This is a genomic window from Tissierella praeacuta, assembly GCF_040396155.1.
In the GTDB taxonomy this organism is placed as follows: domain Bacteria; phylum Bacillota; class Clostridia; order Tissierellales; family Tissierellaceae; genus Tissierella; species Tissierella praeacuta_A.
On the sequence record NZ_JBEBOY010000005.1, the window covers coordinates 96111 to 114237 of the forward strand.

Sequence of the window (18127 nt, forward strand, 5' to 3'; positions counted from 1 at the left end):
CATATAATATTTTCAAAATTATTTCAATAACCAAATTTTCTATTGCTGCAAATTCTATTCTTTATTATATAAGCCATAGTAATCAATGACTTTTTCCATTATTAAAATATTATATTTGAACTATTGAACCTATTTTACATAAAACAATTTCATTTCTAATCATATAATTAAACAATTTAATAATTTCCATATTTAATGGTTCAAGAAAGTATATAAATAAGGAGTATAATTATTTAATTATAGATAAAAAATTTAAATGTAAATTATATGATAATTGCAAGGGTAAAATAGATTGTTTTAAATTATAATTATATGAATTATCTAAAATACATTCTACAAATTTAACTAATAAACGATTAAAGCTCTGGAAAATTTAATTTTCCAGAGCTTTAATATACTATTATAAAATGACTTTTTCAATATACTCAGAGGTCATTCCCCTTAAAATACTGACGTAGGACATCCTAAATTCAATTATATCTCCTACTTTATAATTTATCTTACTGTCCGAACCATCTAATATCAGATGGTCTGAGCTACCGCCAAGAATAATTATTCCCTCATCTAATGGATGAAGAGTTCCAAAATCAACATCCTGTTTTCCCACTGCACAAATAATTCTTTTTCTAATACCTCTATCTATAAATGTAGGTATATTTCCAAAAGCATCTCTACCTATTTCTCCAGTAGGAATTGAAGGTTTTTCTTTTACTTCAATAACCTCTACTTGAAGTTTAAATGCATCGTTTTTAGTACCTTCAATTTGTTCTCCATATGCTGATTCAGTTCCTAGCACTAGTGATTCCCCTAATCTTAAATTATTTAATCTATCAATTTTATTATTAGGCAGTAGATGTACTGTACTTGAATTTCCTCCAGATAATATATCTAATCTTAAATTATACTTTTCTTCTATCTGAGTTTCTAACTTAGCTAGCCTATCTAAAATCTCCTTAGATGGAATGACCCCTCCATAACAAGTTAGATTAGTACCTAGTCCTACAATATTAACTCCCTTTAGCCCTATTATTTTTTCTATAGTCTTAAATAATGATTCTTCATCATAATATCCTTCTCTTAAATCTCCTAAATCTACCATTAAAATAATATTGTGAACTTTGTTTTTCTTAAAGGCTATCTCTGATATAGCCTTTATTGTAATTAACTCTGAATTAAGAGAAATATCTGCATACTCTACTATCTTTTCAACTTCAGATTTCATAGGTAATCTTAGCATTATCTTAGGTATATTTAAATCTTTTAATCTCATAAGATTTTCTATTCTAGAATCTGCTAAATAGGAAACTCCTCCCTCCACATATGCTTTAGCAATTGTAGGATCTCCACAGAAAACTTTAGTTACTCCTGCAACCTTTATACCATTATCTTTACATAATCCAACTACAGTTTTTGCATTATTTTTTATTGTTTCTAAATCAATTGTCATTCTGGGATAGCTCATTGTTTTATTCCCCCTTAAGACTATTTTCCAAAAGCTTTAATGCTTCTTCTGGATATTTTTTAGCCATTACTCCAAGAGAAGCCATTATATAATGATTATCAATAAGTATTTCAGCCTCAGTATTTGGAAGTAAATCATTTCCTTTATTAGAAAGAGCTATTTCACTAAGTATTACCTTTCTATTAGGCAATCGTGTCAGCGCACCACCTGTACCTATTATATATTTGGTTTTAGTTAAATCTTTACCTTCTGCAATAGTCTTCTTACCTGATGGTCCGTATAAATGTTTAAGCTGTCCAGCATGTCTTTTCACTGCTGTAACAGTGGCATGTAAAGTTAAGGCTTCTACAAATTGTTTTTCCAAATCTGTTTTTGGAATTGGCCTATGGTTGACAATTAAATCTTCCAACTCTTCCATTGAAACCTGTAGTTCTTTAACCAGTTCTTCTTTCCCTACCATTTCCACTATATTCTTCATATTTACATAGACACCTAAATCTCCTTCTACAGTCCTTTTAGCCTTAGGCTCTGGATTTATTAAGATTCTTGATATCTCATCACTGTCTTCTGTCACAGAATGAACATCTGTTGTAGCTCCGCCTACATCTATTGTAATTAAATCTCCAATATCATCATATAAAAGCTTAGAGGCTTCCATTACAGCCCCCGGAGTAGGCATAATAGGACCATTTACCATATCACGTACACTTTCCATACCAGGTGCATGGATTATATGTTTTTCAAATACTTCTTGAATAATCTTTCTTGTAGGCTCTACATTTAGTTCGTCAATTTTTGGATAGACATTATCAACTATATAAAGTTCATTTTCTTTATCTTCAAATATATCTTTTATGTCCTCATGATTTTCTATATTACCTGCATATACTACTGGTATATCTAAATTCATTCCAGCAATAAGCTCTGCATTATGAAGTGCTGTATCTCTTTCACCATAATCAACTCCGCCTGCAATTAAAATAATATTAGGTTTTATTTCTTCGATCTTCCTTAAATCAGATTTTCTAATCTTCCCTGCCGTAATGAATTTAATATTAGCTCCAGCGCCTAATGCAGCCTCTTTAGCAGCCTTAACAGTCATATCATATACCAACCCATGAACTGTCATCCTAAGTCCTCCTGCAGCAGAACTAGTAGCTATTAGTTCCTTATAGTCTATAGACTGGGTAGAAAAGTTATTGGCTAAATCTTCTATTGCACCTATTAGTCCAATATTCACATCTCCCTCTAAAACAGAGGTAGCCGACTGACCCTGTCCGATAAACTTAGGATTGGACTCTAAATCGTTAAATGCATTAACTACAGTTGTAGTACTGCCTATTTCGGCAACTAATAAATCAACTTTCATTTAACATCTCTCTTCTCTTCTCAACTAAGAAGGTAGCTACATGAGAACCTTTTGTTCCTCTTCCGAATCCTACATCCATGCCTGATTCAATGGCTAATTCATTAGATACCTGAGTTCCGCCGGCTGCAAGAATAATCTTATCTCTTATACCTTTTTCAATACATAATTCGTGTAATTTTTTCATGTTTTTATAATGAATATCATCATGAGATATAATTGTTGATGAAAGAATAGCATCAGCATTTAATTCTATAGCCGCATCTACTAATTTTTCAACTGGTATTGATGTACCTAACATATGACATTCAATACCATATCTTTCTATTCCACCATGTTTAATATCTATGATTTCACGAATTCCTACGGAATGCTCATCTTCGCCAACTGTTGCTGCAACTATTTTCATTGGTCGAGCCTTTATATCGGCTCTTATTTCTTCTTCAGTCAATTCCTTTGGCTTTGGAGGTATGACTAAGTCCTTAGTATCTATAGTAAATGCAACTTTACCTTTTAACTCTACACGAGTTCCCTCGGCTTCTTGCATTATTTCTTTGTGAATTACTTCCACATCTTCTAATCCCATTTTCTTACCTATTTCAATAGCTGCGAATTCTGCCGTTCTTTCATCAGTAGGTAAGAATAAAGTGATCAATATTATACCATCGCCTAACCATTCCATCTCAGGCTTAATCTTAGATGTAGTTCTAAGCTCTTTAACTTCTTCTAATCTTACATTTACATTATCATTCTCATCTAATTCATCTATAAATATTATCTTAGATGGGTCCTCAAATGTTCCGCCACCAATTAAAGCAGCTGGATTATCTACTAATTTTTCATCATATTGAGCTACATTATTATATCCAAAATGAGCAGTTACTGGAGCTAAATAATCTTCATCTCTTTCATATACAGTTCCTACTCCAACACCTGCATCAGCTTTTCTAATTATACCATCTTCATTTCTTTCTGGATAATATCCAGAGTCAACAAAAAATCCTGCTTCTACTGCATTGAAATATCCTCCAACCTCAAGGATTTCTTCCATAAATAGAATAGCTCTTTCCTTTAATTCTCTAACCTTATCTGCTAACTCACCTTTATTCCTTTTAATCTCAACCATTTCTCCTAATCCATCCATACCAGCAAAGGCTTGTTTCGCTGTATCTACTGCATCAATATTATATATATGCCATGGTACATTTCTTCCTTCATCAGGAGTAATTGTAGATTGAATATCCGCCCTAGTTAATTGAGAAATAAGCAGATTAAGTACATGAGTTACAGTGGCTTCTCTAGTTGAGGATTCCATGTATTTTGTATTCATCTGTGCTCTCATCTTATATTCTCTAAAAAGGTCCCTTAATGCTACAGCATAAGGCAAATCAAGTCTCATACATGGTGCTGGCGGTGCTGTTGGCGGTACTGTTGAAAGACAGATATTTTCTTTTTTCATTCCAACTTTTACAGAGAATATTGAATTTATAGCATGCTGTACCATAAGTTCTGGCATTACCTTCCATGCTTCCCTTGCAGTAGCATTTGCATTATGAGCTCCGTCTATTTGTGCTATATCTGCCCAAGCCATAACCTGTTTTGCCTCTGCTGCATCAACGAAAGATCTAACCATATTAATATTTCTATAAAGAACATTATATTGAGGGTCTTGATGCGCTCCATTTACTCCTTCTTCAGCAAACATTACTGCAATTTCTGGTCCTGCTACACCTGAAACATATGAATGGTAGTTAATTGGTCTGCCAACTTCATCTTCTATAAAATCTAAAGCTTTTCTTTGAGCCCTAACTTGCTTTCTCGAAATAGGAATTCCACCTACACCCTGAGGAGTTCCTTCTATAAGACTTTCAAAATGAGATTGTCCTGCAGTTCTAATAACCATTATATGGTCTGCTCCATGCCATGCAGCCATTCTCATACGTCTTATATCATCTTCAAATCTACCTGAAGCAATTTCTGTTGTAATAACTGCTTTATTTTGCGGGTCTATACTATCAAAATATTTTGCCGCTGGCAGTGGTTGGCTATTCTCAAGATTTACAGATGTATCATAATATTTAAACTTGCCAATCTGTCTATTTTCTCCTACTCCTTCTCTCCAGTGCCAACCTCTTCTTCTAGGCCTATATTTATCAATATCTTTAAGAATAAATTCTATATCTAATTTTTCATTTGGCTTCAATTCCATTAGTTGACACCTCCTTTAAACAAAGCTACTGCATCATCCCACATTTCACCTTCAATTAGCTTAAGTCCAGTTTCTCTAATATCCATATTCTTTTCCTTAGCTAATTTATATAATATATGTCCTGCACCTTTACCTATAATACCTCTATCAATTGCCCCGTCCACAATAGATTTGGCTTCGATACTTGAAAAACCCATTCTTAATAGTACAGATCTTTCAATGGATGGAGATGTATTTTTTCTAGCCAGTTCGACTATCGGATCAACAATCTTTCCAGCTAATTCCCAAAATCTATGTTCTAATTCCTCTTCTGTTAAATTAGCCAAATGTTTTCTTCTTTCTTCGAAATCATCTGTTCTACTCATTTTCTGACCTCCTATTAATAACTTATTCCTAGCTCATCTAATACAGACTTAACAAATTCAACATTTGATTTTGTATCTTCAGCAAGGAAATCTAAGTCTTCTTTATTTACTTTAGTTACATTAACATGGTCTACAGCATTTCTAATATAAGACTTTCTATTTCTATCTAAATCTATTTCATCTAGTTTAATATAGGATGGGTCTTTTGGTAATATAATATTTTTTCCAGGTATTTCTTCAGTTGGATCACCTATTAAAATTTCTATACCATTTTCCTTAGCAAATGTAAGCTGAGGATTAATATGTTTACCCGCACCTGTATATTCTGTTTCTTGTACTACTATTATTTGGTCCTCATCCATTTCTTGGGCTAATTTAAATGCAGCTGATAAAGCAGTATTTCCTGCCGGTCCTCTTTCAAGTCCTTCTAGCTGAGCCAATAATTCAGTCATATAGAATACTGTACCTTGATTCATAGTAACATATCTATCAATATATCTTAATGGTCTAGCAGCTGATCTTGGAACATCTGATCTATCTGGCCAATTAGCAAAAGGTATACCGAATCCTGTGTGTCCAGTAGTAAAAGATTTTTTATTAAACTGTATATCCGAAGCCATATGAAGTCCTTTTAGACTAACACTTGCCCCTACAATTTGAGTATTAGTTGCTCCTGCTTTGATAAGTCCTCTAGCAGTACCAGTTAAGTTTCCTCCACCTGCGTTAGTAACAACTACAACATTTGGGTCTTTTCCTTCTTTTTCTCTAAATTCCATAGATAATTCATACCCTAAAGTCTCAACCCCCGCAATTCCAAATGGAGAATATAAAGAAGCATTAAAATAACCAGTTTCTTCTAATAATATTAAGAAAGTATAAAATAATTCTGGCCCAACTGTAAGTTGAACTACTTCTGCACCATAAGCCTCACAAGCCCTAGCTTTTTCAATTATTTCCGGTTGACCTACTCCCCTTGAATCATAACATTCTTGAACTATAATACATTTTAAACCTTGCATTGCAGCTTGAGACGCTACTGCAGCACCATAATTACCTGATGTAGCAGCTATAACACCTTTATAACCTAATTTTTTCGCATGATAACATGCTGTAGCCGCTCTTCTTGCCTTGAAGCTTCCTGAAGGATTACTTGCTTCATCTTTAACAAATATTCTTGCTCCTTTTCCTTTAGGTGCAAATTTTCTTGCTAATTTAGTTAAATTTCTTAACTCAAGTACAGGTGTATTACCTACTCCTGTTCTTCCTTGAATCTCTTCAATCTCTTGTAAGCTATATCCAGTTTCTCTCATCATTTTCTCATAATCAAAGGCTACGCTACCTGATTCAAATATTTCATAATCTATGCCTAAAGCCTTTTTCATTATCTCATCTTTTCTTGCCATAACTCCTTCATAACTCATATCTCTAGCCATTATTACTCACCATCCTTTGATAATAATTCCCTTGCTTGACGTCCTATATATAATAGTTCGGGAACACATTTTCCAAAATCATGTTTATAATAAGGATTAACCTCTAATAAATTACCTTCTACTGTTCTTCCTATATAAGTTTCTACTTTTACTTTATCACCTATATTTGCACTATCATTAAGTAAAAACCCTTTAACCCACATTTCCAATGGTACATTTTGTGTATCCCCTGGAATAGTTGTTGCTCTTTGTCCTACTTCCAATACTATATTATGAATTCTTACCCAATCACCACGTTTTGCATCCATTATTTATATCCCTCCAATTTATTATACAGTGAATAATTAATAACAAATAACATTTTAACATAGATCCTTTTATTCATACAAAATATATATCCTAATTTAAACCTATGTTATTGGGCGAACATAGTTCGCCCATATATTTATATTTACTCATTCACCTTCATCATTAATTAGTCTTCTATAAGCTCTCTCATGTCTCCCATAATAGCCCTTGGAACTGGCAAATCTATCATTGTCTTTAAGCCTGGTTTTGCATTAATTACATTTGGAATCATATTAACTGTCATAGCTATAGTTCCAATGCCTCCTGGTACTTCTGGTGTAATTTGCATATTAATATTTGGAGTACCCTTTATTGTTATATAATCTCCTGTTGTACCACCTTCTAATTGGGGTTCAACTTGTTGTGGATGAAGCATTTCAATTTTCACTTCGCCGTCTACATAACCAAATCCCTTCATATTACATCCTGCTACATCCCCAGCTTGTACTTCTGCATAAGGAGCTTTTCTATATACAGACGAAACAATAGGTGATCTATCTAATTTAATTTCGTCACTTAATTTCCAGCCTAAAGCATTTGCTATCATAGTAATTGACTCTGGAAAACCTACATGACCTGCCAAATCATTTTCTGCTACCCTTTTATTAAATGTATCTACACTAATACCTACTCCTTGACCATGCATTACTGCTGGACCAAATGGTGAAAGATTATTTATTCTCTCAGCCTTAATACTTTCTACATCTATACATGCTCCAGTCAAGATAATTACCAACAAGTCCATAATAAGTCCTGGGTTAATACCTGTACCTAGTACTGTAACCTTATTTTCTTTAGCTATTTTATCTAATTCTTTAGCTAACTCTGGTTCTTGTGCCTGTGGATATGCCATTTCTTCAGCAGTAGATACTACATTGATTTTTCTTTCAAGGCAATATTTCATTTTATCAAAAGAATCTCTAGTAAAAGAATCAGTAGCGATTACAACTATATCCGCTGCTCCTTCTTTAATTACATCTTCATATGATCCTGTAAGTAAATCTGGTCTTTGTCCCCTTTCAATATCCAAGAAATCATACATTGATTTCCCTATCTTTTCTCCTCTAACAACTGCTCCAACTATATCTACACCTTTTTTGCTTAAAAGCATTTCTGCAATTCCTTTACCCATTGCTCCTAATCCCCACACAATTACCCTTACATTATCTTTTCTCATTTTATAACCTCCCTAAGTTATTTTCGCCTAATTTAATTACACAATTTATATATGCAAGATTTTTGCCAACTCTTAAATAATATACTTTATTTCATGAAATCCTTTATTTTAAAGGCTTTAAAATATTTAAATAAGTTAAATTCTAATAATTTAGAATCTTTTAAATAAAAAACGCAAAAATATTTGCATATAAACGCTTATATTTTTGCATTACTTTTGTATTTTTTTAATTTATGTTGTAAAGTTTGTCTTTTTATTCCTAATTCTTCAGCAGTTCTAGATATATTTGATTGATTATTATTTAAAGTGTTAAATATAATGTCTCTCTCCAAATCCTCTAAAATCTTAGGTAAGGATTTATTTTTTTCTTGAAAAATAGACGAATTTTTCAAAGGTCTATCTTGCATTATGTGAATAGATGAAATAAAATCTTCTCTCTTCAATGTTTTTTCATTACTACTTACTATATTCATGGCTCCCTCTATTACATTACCTAATTCTCTAACATTTCCCGGCCAAGAATATTCCATAAAAGAACTTAATACATCTTCAGATATGTTTTCTACCTTTTTCCCAAATAGCGGATTATATTTATTAATAAAATGATTTGCTAATAGAACTATATCATTTCTTCTTTCAATTAATAATGGTATCCGTACGAAGATAACATTTAATCTATAATATAAATCCTTTCTAAGAATTCCTTTTTTTAAACTTGCTATAGGATCCTCATTTGTTGTGGCTATTATGCGTACATCAATTGGTATATCCTTTATACCTCCAACACGTCTTATATATCCTTCCTGCAGCACCCTTAAAAGCTTTGCTTGTAATGATAAGGACATAGAGTTAATTTCATCCAACATTAAGGTTCCCCCATTAGCCTGCTCAAAAATACCTTCTCTTTCTATGGCTCCAGTAAATCCTCCTTTATCGGTTCCAAATAATATTCCTTCAAGAAGTGTTTCGGGTATTGCTGCACAATTTTGAGCTATGAAAGGTTTATTAGCTCTTATTCCTCCATAGTGAATACTTTGAGCAAATAGTTCTTTACCTGTACCTGTATCCCCGTATATCAATACAGATGAACTTGAATTACTAGCTTTTTCTGCTATCTTCTTAGCTAATGAAATAGATGGATCTTCACCTATAATATCATTAAAATTATATCTCTTTATTTTAGCTTTAAGATTTTTCTTTGAAAATTTTGCTGACGATAATTCATTTTGCAGTTCTATTAATTGATCTGATAAATTTTTAATATGAGTTATATTATTAGCTATTTCAAGAGCCCCTATTATCTTTTCATCAGCGTAAAGGGGTATGGTGGAATTTATAGTAGTTATTCTTTGTCCCTTAAAATTCAAATAGGATTGAGTGCTATTTAAAATAGCTTCCCCAGTATGCAGAACTTTTATTAATGTAGAAGTTTCTTCATTTAAACTTGGAAAGATTTCTAAAATATCCTTTTCAACAACCTGTTCTGTATCTAAGCCCTCCAAACGAGCCATGACCTTATTATATATAATAGTACGTCTTTCCTTATCTATTACATGAATACCTATATCTGCATGATGCAAAATATTTTGCATTATAATTTTATTTAAATCAATTTTTTTCATTCTATCATCCTTAGCTTATGGATTTAAGGTTATAGCAGCAATCATCCTATTCTTTGTTCCCTTTTCTCCTCTATACGAATATAATTTATCCATATTACAAGATGTACAAAAATTACTTTCATAAATATTTTCATCTTTTATGCCTAGATTTAATAAATTCATCTTATTTACTTTCCATAAATCTAGATATACCTTATTATCCTTATATATAATTATATCTGAATACTTTGGATATTCATCTTTAAAAAGTTTTTCTACATCATGTCCGATTTCATAGCAGCAGGAACCAATAGATGGACCTATTGCTGCGGAAATATCTTTTATATTACAATTAAATTTTTTCATCATATTTTCTATTATTACTTTATTAATATTTCTTAATGTTCCCTTCCAACCTGCATGAGCTAAAGCTATAACCTCTTTAACATTATCATAAAAATAAATAGGTACACAATCAGCATGATAAGTACAAATTGCTATGCCTTTTTTATTTGTTATAAGCCCATCTCTTTCTAACGTATTTATTTCCATATTATTCTGATCATCTATAACCAAAATATCTATTCCGTGAACTTGTTTTACCCTATATATCTTTTCATCAGGTATATTAAATACTTCAGATAAATTATTAAATAACCTGTCCTGCTGCCAACCAAGCCTTGAGGAAAAAACATGATTCATATTTTCATCAAAGCTAAATCCTTCTATTTGATAATATAAAATATCATTTTTATATCTTTCTACAATTCCCATATTCTTATCTCCTATTTTCATTTCCTTCGTCTAATATCTTTTTCAGTTCTTCCATAAATGAATTCAAATCTTTAAATTGTCTATATACAGATGCAAATCTTACATATGATACTTCATCAATATCTTTTAATCTATCCATTACTATTTCTCCAATTTTTTCAGATTTAACCTCTCTTTGTAATGAATTATCTAGATTTTTTTCAACTTCATCTACTACATTTTCAATGGTACTCATTGAAACAGGTCTTTTTTCACAAGCTTTTATTATGCCATTTAATAATTTATTTCTATCATAGGATTCTCTATTTCCATTCTTCTTCACTATAATAAGAGGTATTTCCTCGATTTTCTCATATGTGGTAAACCTCTTATTACATTTTATACATTCCCGCCTTCTACGAATGGTTTGTCCTTCGTCAGTAGGTCTAGAATCAACTACCTTTGATTCAAAGTATGAACAAAATGGGCATTTCATATTTTCACCTCTTTTAGTCTTCTATAGCTTATTATATTATAATGAATATAAAATGTCTAACCAGATATTTCATTCTTATAATCAACTAAAATAGTATCTGTACCTATTTTTATTATATCATTCCAAGCTATAACCATTTCAGAATTCTTTCCAAAGAAACCTAAAACTCTTCCCATTCCATTTATTACTATTGCATCTACACGCCCTTCCTCTAAATTCAACTCAAAATCATCAATATATCCCATTCTTTCACCATTATTTATATTTATTATTTCCTTTTCTCTTATTTCTGATAATTTTAACACAATCCCACCTCTTTCTAGTTATTTACCCTATACTATGTATATATCATAATAAAATGAAAATATGACTAAAATTTAATGAAGCAGAACTAATTAAATGAAATAAAATTAAATTTCTAGGTTTATAAAGTACAATAACAGAAAAATAGATTTGCATATTTATCTGCAAATCTATTTCTGTTAAATAATTCTATGAAATCTTTTATAACTCAAATTTTATCTTGATAACTTTTATGGTATTAAACATATTTTCTCATTTGTCTTAATGCATTTTTTTCAAGTCTTGATACTTGTGCCTGTGAAATCCCTATTTCTTCTGCAACTTCCATTTGAGTTTTTCCCTCATAGAATCTTAAATTTAAAATCTGTTTTTCTCTATTATTCAATTTATCCATAGCTTCTCTAAGTGCTATTTCTCTCAGCCATATTTCATCTTCAGCTTTTTCATCCTTAACTTGATCCATTACAAATATGGCATCGCCACTATCATGAAATATTGGCTCAAATAAGGAAACTGGTTCTTGAATTGCTTCTAATGCAAATACTACATCTTCCTTTGGAAGGTTCAGCTCCTCTGCTATTTCATATATGGTAGGTTCTTTAGAATTTCTATTAATCAACTGTTCTCTGGCATTTAAAGCTTTATAGGCAATATCTCTAAGGGATCTTGACACCCTGATTGAATTATTGTCCCTTAAATATCTTCTTATTTCTCCTATAATCATAGGTACAGCATAAGTGGAAAAGCGTACATTTTGACTTAAATCAAAATTATCAATAGCTTTTATTAAACCAATACAGCCTACCTGAAATAAATCATCAACATGTTCTCCTCGTCTATTAAATCTCTGAATAATACTAAGTACCAATCTTAAATTACCTTGTATGAATTCTTCCCTTGCCTTCAAATCTCCCGCCTTTATTTTAATAAATAATTTTTGCATTTCTTCATTAGTTAGTACTGGAAGCTTTGAAGTATTTACTCCACATATCTCCACTTTAGACATATGCATTTACATTCATCCTTTCATGCTGTATTGCCCCTTTCGTATAAAATTATTGCCTCTAATATTATTTTTATTCAAAAAATAATATTAGAGGCAGACCAATTTACATCAATTTTACCATTTCTTTCCTAAGCCTTTTTATTATCCTTTTTTCTAACCTAGATATATATGATTGGGAAATGCCTAGTAAATCTGCTACTTCTTTTTGAGTCTTTTCTTTTCCATTATAAAGACCAAACCTCATCTCTATTATGACTTTTTCCCTGCTAGATAGTCTATCTATTGCTTGTTTAAGAAGTGTTTTATCTACTTCCATCTCAATATCTTTAAAAATTATATCCCCATCGGTACCTAAAATATCTGATAGTAAAAGTTCATTTCCATCCCAATCAATGTTTAATGGTTCATCTAATGATATCTCTGATTTCATTTTGCTAGTTCGCCTTAAATACATTAATATTTCATTTTCTATACACTTCGATGCATATGTAGCCAGCTTTATATTTTTATCTGGATCAAATGTATTTACAGCTTTAATTAATCCTATTGTACCTATTGAAATAAGGTCTTCTATAGATATTTTAGTATTTTCAAACTTTCTTGCTATATATACTACAAGTCTTAAATTTCTTTCAATAAGAACACCTTTAACACTTTCATCTTCTTTCAGTAAGGATAAATAATATTCTTCTTCTTCAGGTTTTAAAGGCGGAGGTAATACTTCTCCACTGCCAATATAATAAATTCCTCTATTTAATTTTAACTTATTTAATATCCTATTTAATAACATATGTAATTTCATTTTAATTTTTATTAGCATACAAATTCCCCCTATTTAATATACTCAAATTTAATAAGCCACTATATTTATTATCTATGGAAAGCTTATCATTAAAAATCCCTATTAATAACTCATCATGGATTTTTTCAAAACCATTATCCAAAATAGATATATAATCCGGTTTAAATCCTATTAGCATGCCATTATTTGAACCAATTGATTTATATGGAATAAATCTAATCATTAATTCTTCTCTTAGTTCCTTAATAACTTTTTCTATAGCAATAAAATCATTTTCTTTCTTACAATTGAAGATTTGTTTTATTGGTTCAGGTAATAAATCATTTAGAACACTATATTCTACAACAAAAACTGGTAATTTAGATAATGGTTCGATTAATGAATTACCTGTATCAGTCAATGCTGTAAAAGTTGAGCTTTTATTATTTAAGTAAATAGTTACCTCTAGCAATTCCTTTTCTTGTGATAATTTTTCTTGATAATAATGAACCATGTTTTTAATCATAATTCCACCTAATATTACTCCTAATATTATATATTTAACAGGAAATCCACCTACTGTTTTATCAGGATTAAACAATATATTGTGATAATTATTATTAAAATAATAAAAACCAATACTTGCTCCTGCGAATATGAAAGATATAACATAAAAAGCAGATAGCTGTTTTATATAGAGAACCATAGACTTAGAATTATATGCTAGTTTTACTATAATAATTGATATAAGCATTTTTATATAAAATTTTGTAAGAAAGCTTAAGGACGGAAAGAATAAGGCAAATGGGTATAATGCAGATATTGCTGCGGTGATGAAAATTCTACTTCTCTTTGCTTTTGTTCTAGTAACAATTTTTGTGCTTTGCAATATAGCATAGTTTATAATAAAATTTTCAATGAATAAATATTCTGCTATTATATACAAAGGAATACCTCCTTTGATTTATTTTATTCCTTAATAAAGATTATAGGACATAGAATCTATTTTTTTTGTCATTTTATAGGCAAAATAAAAAACGTATCTCACCAATAAGATACGTTTTTCTACCTATTTTTATTACAATCATTTTTTATCTCTTCTTCTAAGGAAAATTGGAATATCTAGTTCATCACTATCAAGATCAGTGGCTGCCTCATCTTTCGCATTATCATTAACATTATTATTAATACTATTATCATTTATTCCTGATTTCATATTATTTTTATCCACAGATAATATATCGAATCCTGTTGCAATAACAGTTATTTTAATTTCATCTTTTAGAGTTTCATCAATACCTGCACCAAATATTATATTTGCATCTTTATCTACAGCAGATCTAATTAGATCTGCAGCTTCATTAACTTCAAAAATACCTAAATCTTCTCCACCTGTAATATTTAGCAGTACAGATTTTGCACCTTCTATGGAAGTTTCCAACAACGGAGATTTTATTGCCTGTTTTGCAGCCTCTGTAGCTCTATTATCTCCTGCTGATTGGCCTATCCCCATATGAGCAATACCTTTATCATGCATTATTGTCTTAACATCCGCAAAGTCCAAATTTATAAGATTAGGAACTGCTATTAAATCTGATATTCCTTGTATTCCTTGTTTAAGAACCTCATCTGCCATTACAAATGCTTCAACCATTGTAGTCTTCTTATCTGAAACTTGAAGCAATCTATCATTTGGTATAGTAACTAAAGTGTCCACTTTAGACTTCAGTTCTTCTATTCCTTGTTCAGCATGTTTTAACCTTCTAGGTCCTTCAAATGTAAATGGCTTAGTAACTACGCCTACTGTAAGAATACCTAATTCCTTAGCTATTTCTGCAACAATCGGTGCTGCTCCTGTACCAGTCCCGCCACCCATCCCAGCAGTAATAAATATCATATCAGCACCCTTAAGAATTTCCATAATTTCATTTCTATTCTCTTCTGCAGCCTTTGCTCCAATATCTGGATTAGCGCCAGCACCTAATCCCCTAGTTAATTTTTCTCCTATTTGAAGTTTCACTTCTGCTTTTGAGGAATATAGTGCTTGTCTATCTGTATTCAATGCAATAAAATCAATACCTCTAACTCCATGTTCAACCATTCTATTTACCGCATTATTGCCTCCACCGCCGACACCAATAACTTTTATCTTAGCAAATTGATCTACATCAACATCAAAATCAAACATTCTTTTTCCCCCTTGTATTATTATAGATACTCTCATACTTAATATAAATTTCTATAAATTAATTAGATTCTTTTCTTTTAAATAGTAAAATCCTCCTAATCTTTGCAAAATTTTCAAAGAGTCGTCCGCCAAATGTAAATATGGCAGCATAATATAAAGGCACCCCTAATCTGTCACCTAAATATGCAAGAAATGCTGCTAATGCTGCATTTCCAAAAAAACCTGAAATAAATATATTTATATTAAAGTTTTTTTCAAGATTAGACCTTATACCACCAAATACTGAATCTAAGCAAGCTAATATTGCTACAGATATATAAAGTGAGTAGGATGTATTATAAGTATATGGCAAGATGAAGCCTATTATAGCCCCTATTAAAATTCCAATTAGTGCAAAAAACAATTTAATCACCCTCTCCTAGTATTTTAGCATATTTAAAATTTAATATTCCAGTAAAAGCCGGAATTACAATTGAATCCTCTACTGATGTTTCAAAACCTATTTGATACACATTTTTTAATATATCGCCATAAGTCCCAGGTGCAACAACGGAAGCATGTAATAGTTTGGGATCTCCAATAGCTTTAATAATAAAGGGAGTTACTGAGCTTCTTCCATTTATCCTAATAATAGGACCACCACATTTTATTTCTGAAGTAGCAAGTACCCTTTCTCCATTTATACTTATAGCTTCTGCACCTGCTACCCTTAAATCATTTATAATATTCAGTATATATGCATCATGGATAATATCATTATTAAGATCATATCCATCGCTTCTTTCCTCTGGATTATCATACATTGAAATAACTATGCCTGGTCCTTTTAGAGCAGTTTGTCCAGAATGTACCTTATTGTATTTAAGCTCATCTAAAAGGAAATCAATAATATTATCATCACCTTCTGCAATATTCTCCAACAATTTCAATTCATCCTCTTTAACTTTTATCATTTTATTTAGTTCAGAAATTTCATTATTGATAGAAAGAATTTCGGCTTTTGTAGCTTGTAATGATTTAATAGTTACTGGAGCATATGTTTCTAGTTTCATTTTTATTTGAGTAGATATAAAAACACCTACTATTACACTAAATAAGGTCAGGATGATCTTTGGATTATCTCTTTTCATTACAATCACCCCTATTGCTTAGTATTTTCTTCAACTGGATTAGAATAAATAAATTCTTTAATTCTTCTACATTTAGGTATAACAATATTAGATTCTTGATTTACTCGAACAAGGTAATCATAATTTCTAAGTAATGTTACTATTCCACCTTTAAGGTTTAAAGCAGACTCTAAGGTTTCGGGCTTACCAATAGCTTTGATAACAATTGGTGTACTTGTTGATACTCCATTAATCTCTATATGATTTCCAGCCTTTTCTATTTCTGTAAAAGCCGTATATCTTTGATCATTAATGGATATAGCCTCAGCGTCGGCTGCATTTAAAACAGATATTACTTGAAGCACTAAATCTAATTCATCTGCTATACTATATTCTTCACCATATTCTAAGTCTACAGGTGGGTCATTTATTTCCATTACAATTCCAGGTCCTTCTAATTCCAAATATCCTGCAAGCATTCTATATTTCATTGTATCCTTATATAGATTTTCTGCATATACGTTTTTATCCACCTCACCCATTTCATATTGCTTTATTTTAGCTTCCAGTTCCTCAATTCTTTTGGTTTGGGATTCTCTTTCATTTTGAGCCTTCTTCAACTCTAGAGCTAATTGTTGTGCTCTTTGGGTAGGTAAAACTCCTTCACCAATAGTTTTATTTATAGTTTTAAACTGGATGGATAAAATAATTCCCAAAAAAATTGATACCAAAGTTAATGCAATATATTCCTTAGCATTTTTCACTTTATCCCTCCCCTTCTTCATTAAGTACAATAATCGGATTATCTCCTCTATCCATTAAAATCATTTTACATGGTAATTGTTTCTCCTCGATATCTTTTAGAATTTCATTTAATAAACTTACCTTATATTTTACATTATAAAGGGTACCAAAGGCAACAGTAATACCATCAATTAATACTATATTAACATTGTTATTATCTACCATATCAATTTTCTTCATTTTTGATAACACTCCAGCAGCTTGTCCTTCAGTTATAAACTCAATTCCCTCTTTAATTTCTGTCATGGAAAATATATTATTTCCTATTTTTTTATCTCCTATATTTAAACCTAATAATAGTGGTAATTTTTCATCTTCGCTATCTACAATATCTAATATATTTCCTTCAATATCAAGTAACATAATAGATGATATTTCTTTTATTTGTATTATTGCTTTACGTTCTATAATATCAATAATAATTCCTCTAGGAAACTTCCTTTTTATTTTTACTTCTTTTATATATGGTAATTTTCTTAAGTTTTTTTCTCCGGATCTTGTACTTATCTTAAATATATTTTCTCCAATATTTATGGAAGATACATTGATTGCATTATCTTTCTGAACTTTATTATTTCCTAACACCTTTATATTATCTATAATGAAAAGATTTGAATTAAGAGCAAATGCAGACAATAGCAAAATAAAAGATATTAATAATAAACTTTGAAAAAAAAATCTTCTTCTTCTCATTTTCTTTTCTACACGTGAAAGTTTTTTCATTGT

Annotated in this window: 19 protein-coding genes; all 19 read right to left on the reverse strand. The window is 30.7% G+C overall.

Features of this window, described 5'->3' with window-relative positions:
• Positions 1-400: 400 nt before the first annotated feature.
• The 19 genes from orr to ABWP20_RS04235 all read right to left on the reverse strand — a co-directional run bounded on the left by orr (position 401) and on the right by ABWP20_RS04235 (position 18124).
• Positions 401-1462, reverse strand: a complete 1062-nt coding sequence (orr, locus tag ABWP20_RS04145) for an ornithine racemase Orr (protein WP_353094030.1) — start codon at positions 1460-1462, stop codon at positions 401-403.
• Positions 1463-1466: 4 nt separating this feature from the next.
• Positions 1467-2831 carry a GlmL-related ornithine degradation protein gene (locus ABWP20_RS04150; RefSeq protein ID WP_353094032.1) on the reverse strand — a complete coding sequence of 455 codons (1365 nt, stop codon included), beginning with the start codon at positions 2829-2831 and terminating at the stop codon, positions 1467-1469.
• A complete protein-coding gene (gene oraE, locus ABWP20_RS04155; protein ID WP_353094034.1) occupies positions 2821-5037 on the reverse strand; it encodes a D-ornithine 4,5-aminomutase subunit OraE in 2217 nt (738 codons plus the stop codon). Before oraE ends, ABWP20_RS04150 begins: the two co-directional genes overlap by 11 nt.
• Complete coding sequence (locus ABWP20_RS04160; protein ID WP_353094036.1) at positions 5037-5402, reverse strand: ornithine aminomutase subunit alpha; 366 nt, start codon at positions 5400-5402, stop codon at positions 5037-5039. The genes oraE and ABWP20_RS04160 overlap by 1 nt, the downstream gene beginning before the upstream one ends.
• Before the next feature lie 14 nt (positions 5403-5416).
• Positions 5417-6835 carry a 2-amino-4-oxopentanoate thiolase subunit OrtB gene (gene ortB / locus ABWP20_RS04165; protein WP_353094038.1) on the reverse strand — a complete coding sequence of 473 codons (1419 nt, stop codon included), beginning with the start codon at positions 6833-6835 and terminating at the stop codon, positions 5417-5419.
• Between the two features lie 2 nt (positions 6836-6837).
• Positions 6838-7143 (reverse strand): 2-amino-4-oxopentanoate thiolase subunit OrtA, encoded by a 306-nt coding sequence (gene ortA / locus ABWP20_RS04170; RefSeq protein WP_353094040.1) that lies wholly within the window; start codon positions 7141-7143, stop codon positions 6838-6840.
• Positions 7144-7310: 167 nt separating this feature from the next.
• Positions 7311-8360: a 2,4-diaminopentanoate dehydrogenase gene (ord, locus tag ABWP20_RS04175; RefSeq protein WP_353094042.1), complete on the reverse strand. Its 1050-nt coding sequence runs from the start codon at positions 8358-8360 to the stop codon at positions 7311-7313.
• A 197-nt stretch (positions 8361-8557) separates the two neighbouring features.
• Positions 8558-9982 (reverse strand): sigma-54 interaction domain-containing protein, encoded by a 1425-nt coding sequence (locus ABWP20_RS04180; protein ID WP_353094044.1) that lies wholly within the window; start codon positions 9980-9982, stop codon positions 8558-8560.
• Positions 9983-9997: 15 nt separating this feature from the next.
• Complete coding sequence (gene pgeF, locus ABWP20_RS04185; RefSeq protein WP_353094046.1) at positions 9998-10735, reverse strand: peptidoglycan editing factor PgeF; 738 nt, start codon at positions 10733-10735, stop codon at positions 9998-10000.
• 4 nt (positions 10736-10739) lie between these two features.
• Positions 10740-11210 (reverse strand): transcriptional regulator NrdR, encoded by a 471-nt coding sequence (gene nrdR, locus ABWP20_RS04190; protein WP_353094047.1) that lies wholly within the window; start codon positions 11208-11210, stop codon positions 10740-10742.
• A 56-nt stretch (positions 11211-11266) separates the two neighbouring features.
• The gene (locus tag ABWP20_RS04195; protein ID WP_353094049.1) at positions 11267-11515 is read right to left on the reverse strand and encodes a YlmC/YmxH family sporulation protein; all 249 of its coding nucleotides are present in this window, start codon (positions 11513-11515) and stop codon (positions 11267-11269) included.
• Between the two features lie 236 nt (positions 11516-11751).
• Positions 11752-12525: an RNA polymerase sporulation sigma factor SigG gene (gene sigG / locus ABWP20_RS04200; protein WP_353094051.1), complete on the reverse strand. Its 774-nt coding sequence runs from the start codon at positions 12523-12525 to the stop codon at positions 11752-11754.
• Between the two features lie 97 nt (positions 12526-12622).
• A complete protein-coding gene (gene sigE / locus ABWP20_RS04205; protein ID WP_503012509.1) occupies positions 12623-13339 on the reverse strand; it encodes an RNA polymerase sporulation sigma factor SigE in 717 nt (238 codons plus the stop codon).
• A complete protein-coding gene (locus ABWP20_RS04210; protein WP_353094053.1) occupies positions 13323-14246 on the reverse strand; it encodes a sigma-E processing peptidase SpoIIGA in 924 nt (307 codons plus the stop codon). The genes sigE and ABWP20_RS04210 overlap by 17 nt, the downstream gene beginning before the upstream one ends.
• Positions 14247-14384: 138 nt before the next feature.
• Positions 14385-15488 (reverse strand): cell division protein FtsZ, encoded by a 1104-nt coding sequence (gene ftsZ, locus ABWP20_RS04215; RefSeq protein ID WP_353094055.1) that lies wholly within the window; start codon positions 15486-15488, stop codon positions 14385-14387.
• 58 nt (positions 15489-15546) lie between these two features.
• Complete coding sequence (locus ABWP20_RS04220; protein ID WP_503012510.1) at positions 15547-15900, reverse strand: small basic family protein; 354 nt, start codon at positions 15898-15900, stop codon at positions 15547-15549.
• Entirely contained in the window at positions 15893-16618 is a 726-nt protein-coding gene (locus ABWP20_RS04225) for a DUF881 domain-containing protein (RefSeq protein WP_353094059.1), read from the reverse strand. Before ABWP20_RS04225 ends, ABWP20_RS04220 begins: the two co-directional genes overlap by 8 nt.
• Before the next feature lie 11 nt (positions 16619-16629).
• On the reverse strand, positions 16630-17361 hold the full coding sequence (locus ABWP20_RS04230) for a DUF881 domain-containing protein (protein WP_353094061.1): 732 nt from the start codon (positions 17359-17361) through the stop codon (positions 16630-16632).
• A 1-nt stretch (position 17362) separates the two neighbouring features.
• A complete protein-coding gene (locus ABWP20_RS04235; protein ID WP_353094063.1) occupies positions 17363-18124 on the reverse strand; it encodes a cell division protein FtsQ/DivIB in 762 nt (253 codons plus the stop codon).
• Positions 18125-18127: the final 3 nt, after the last annotated feature.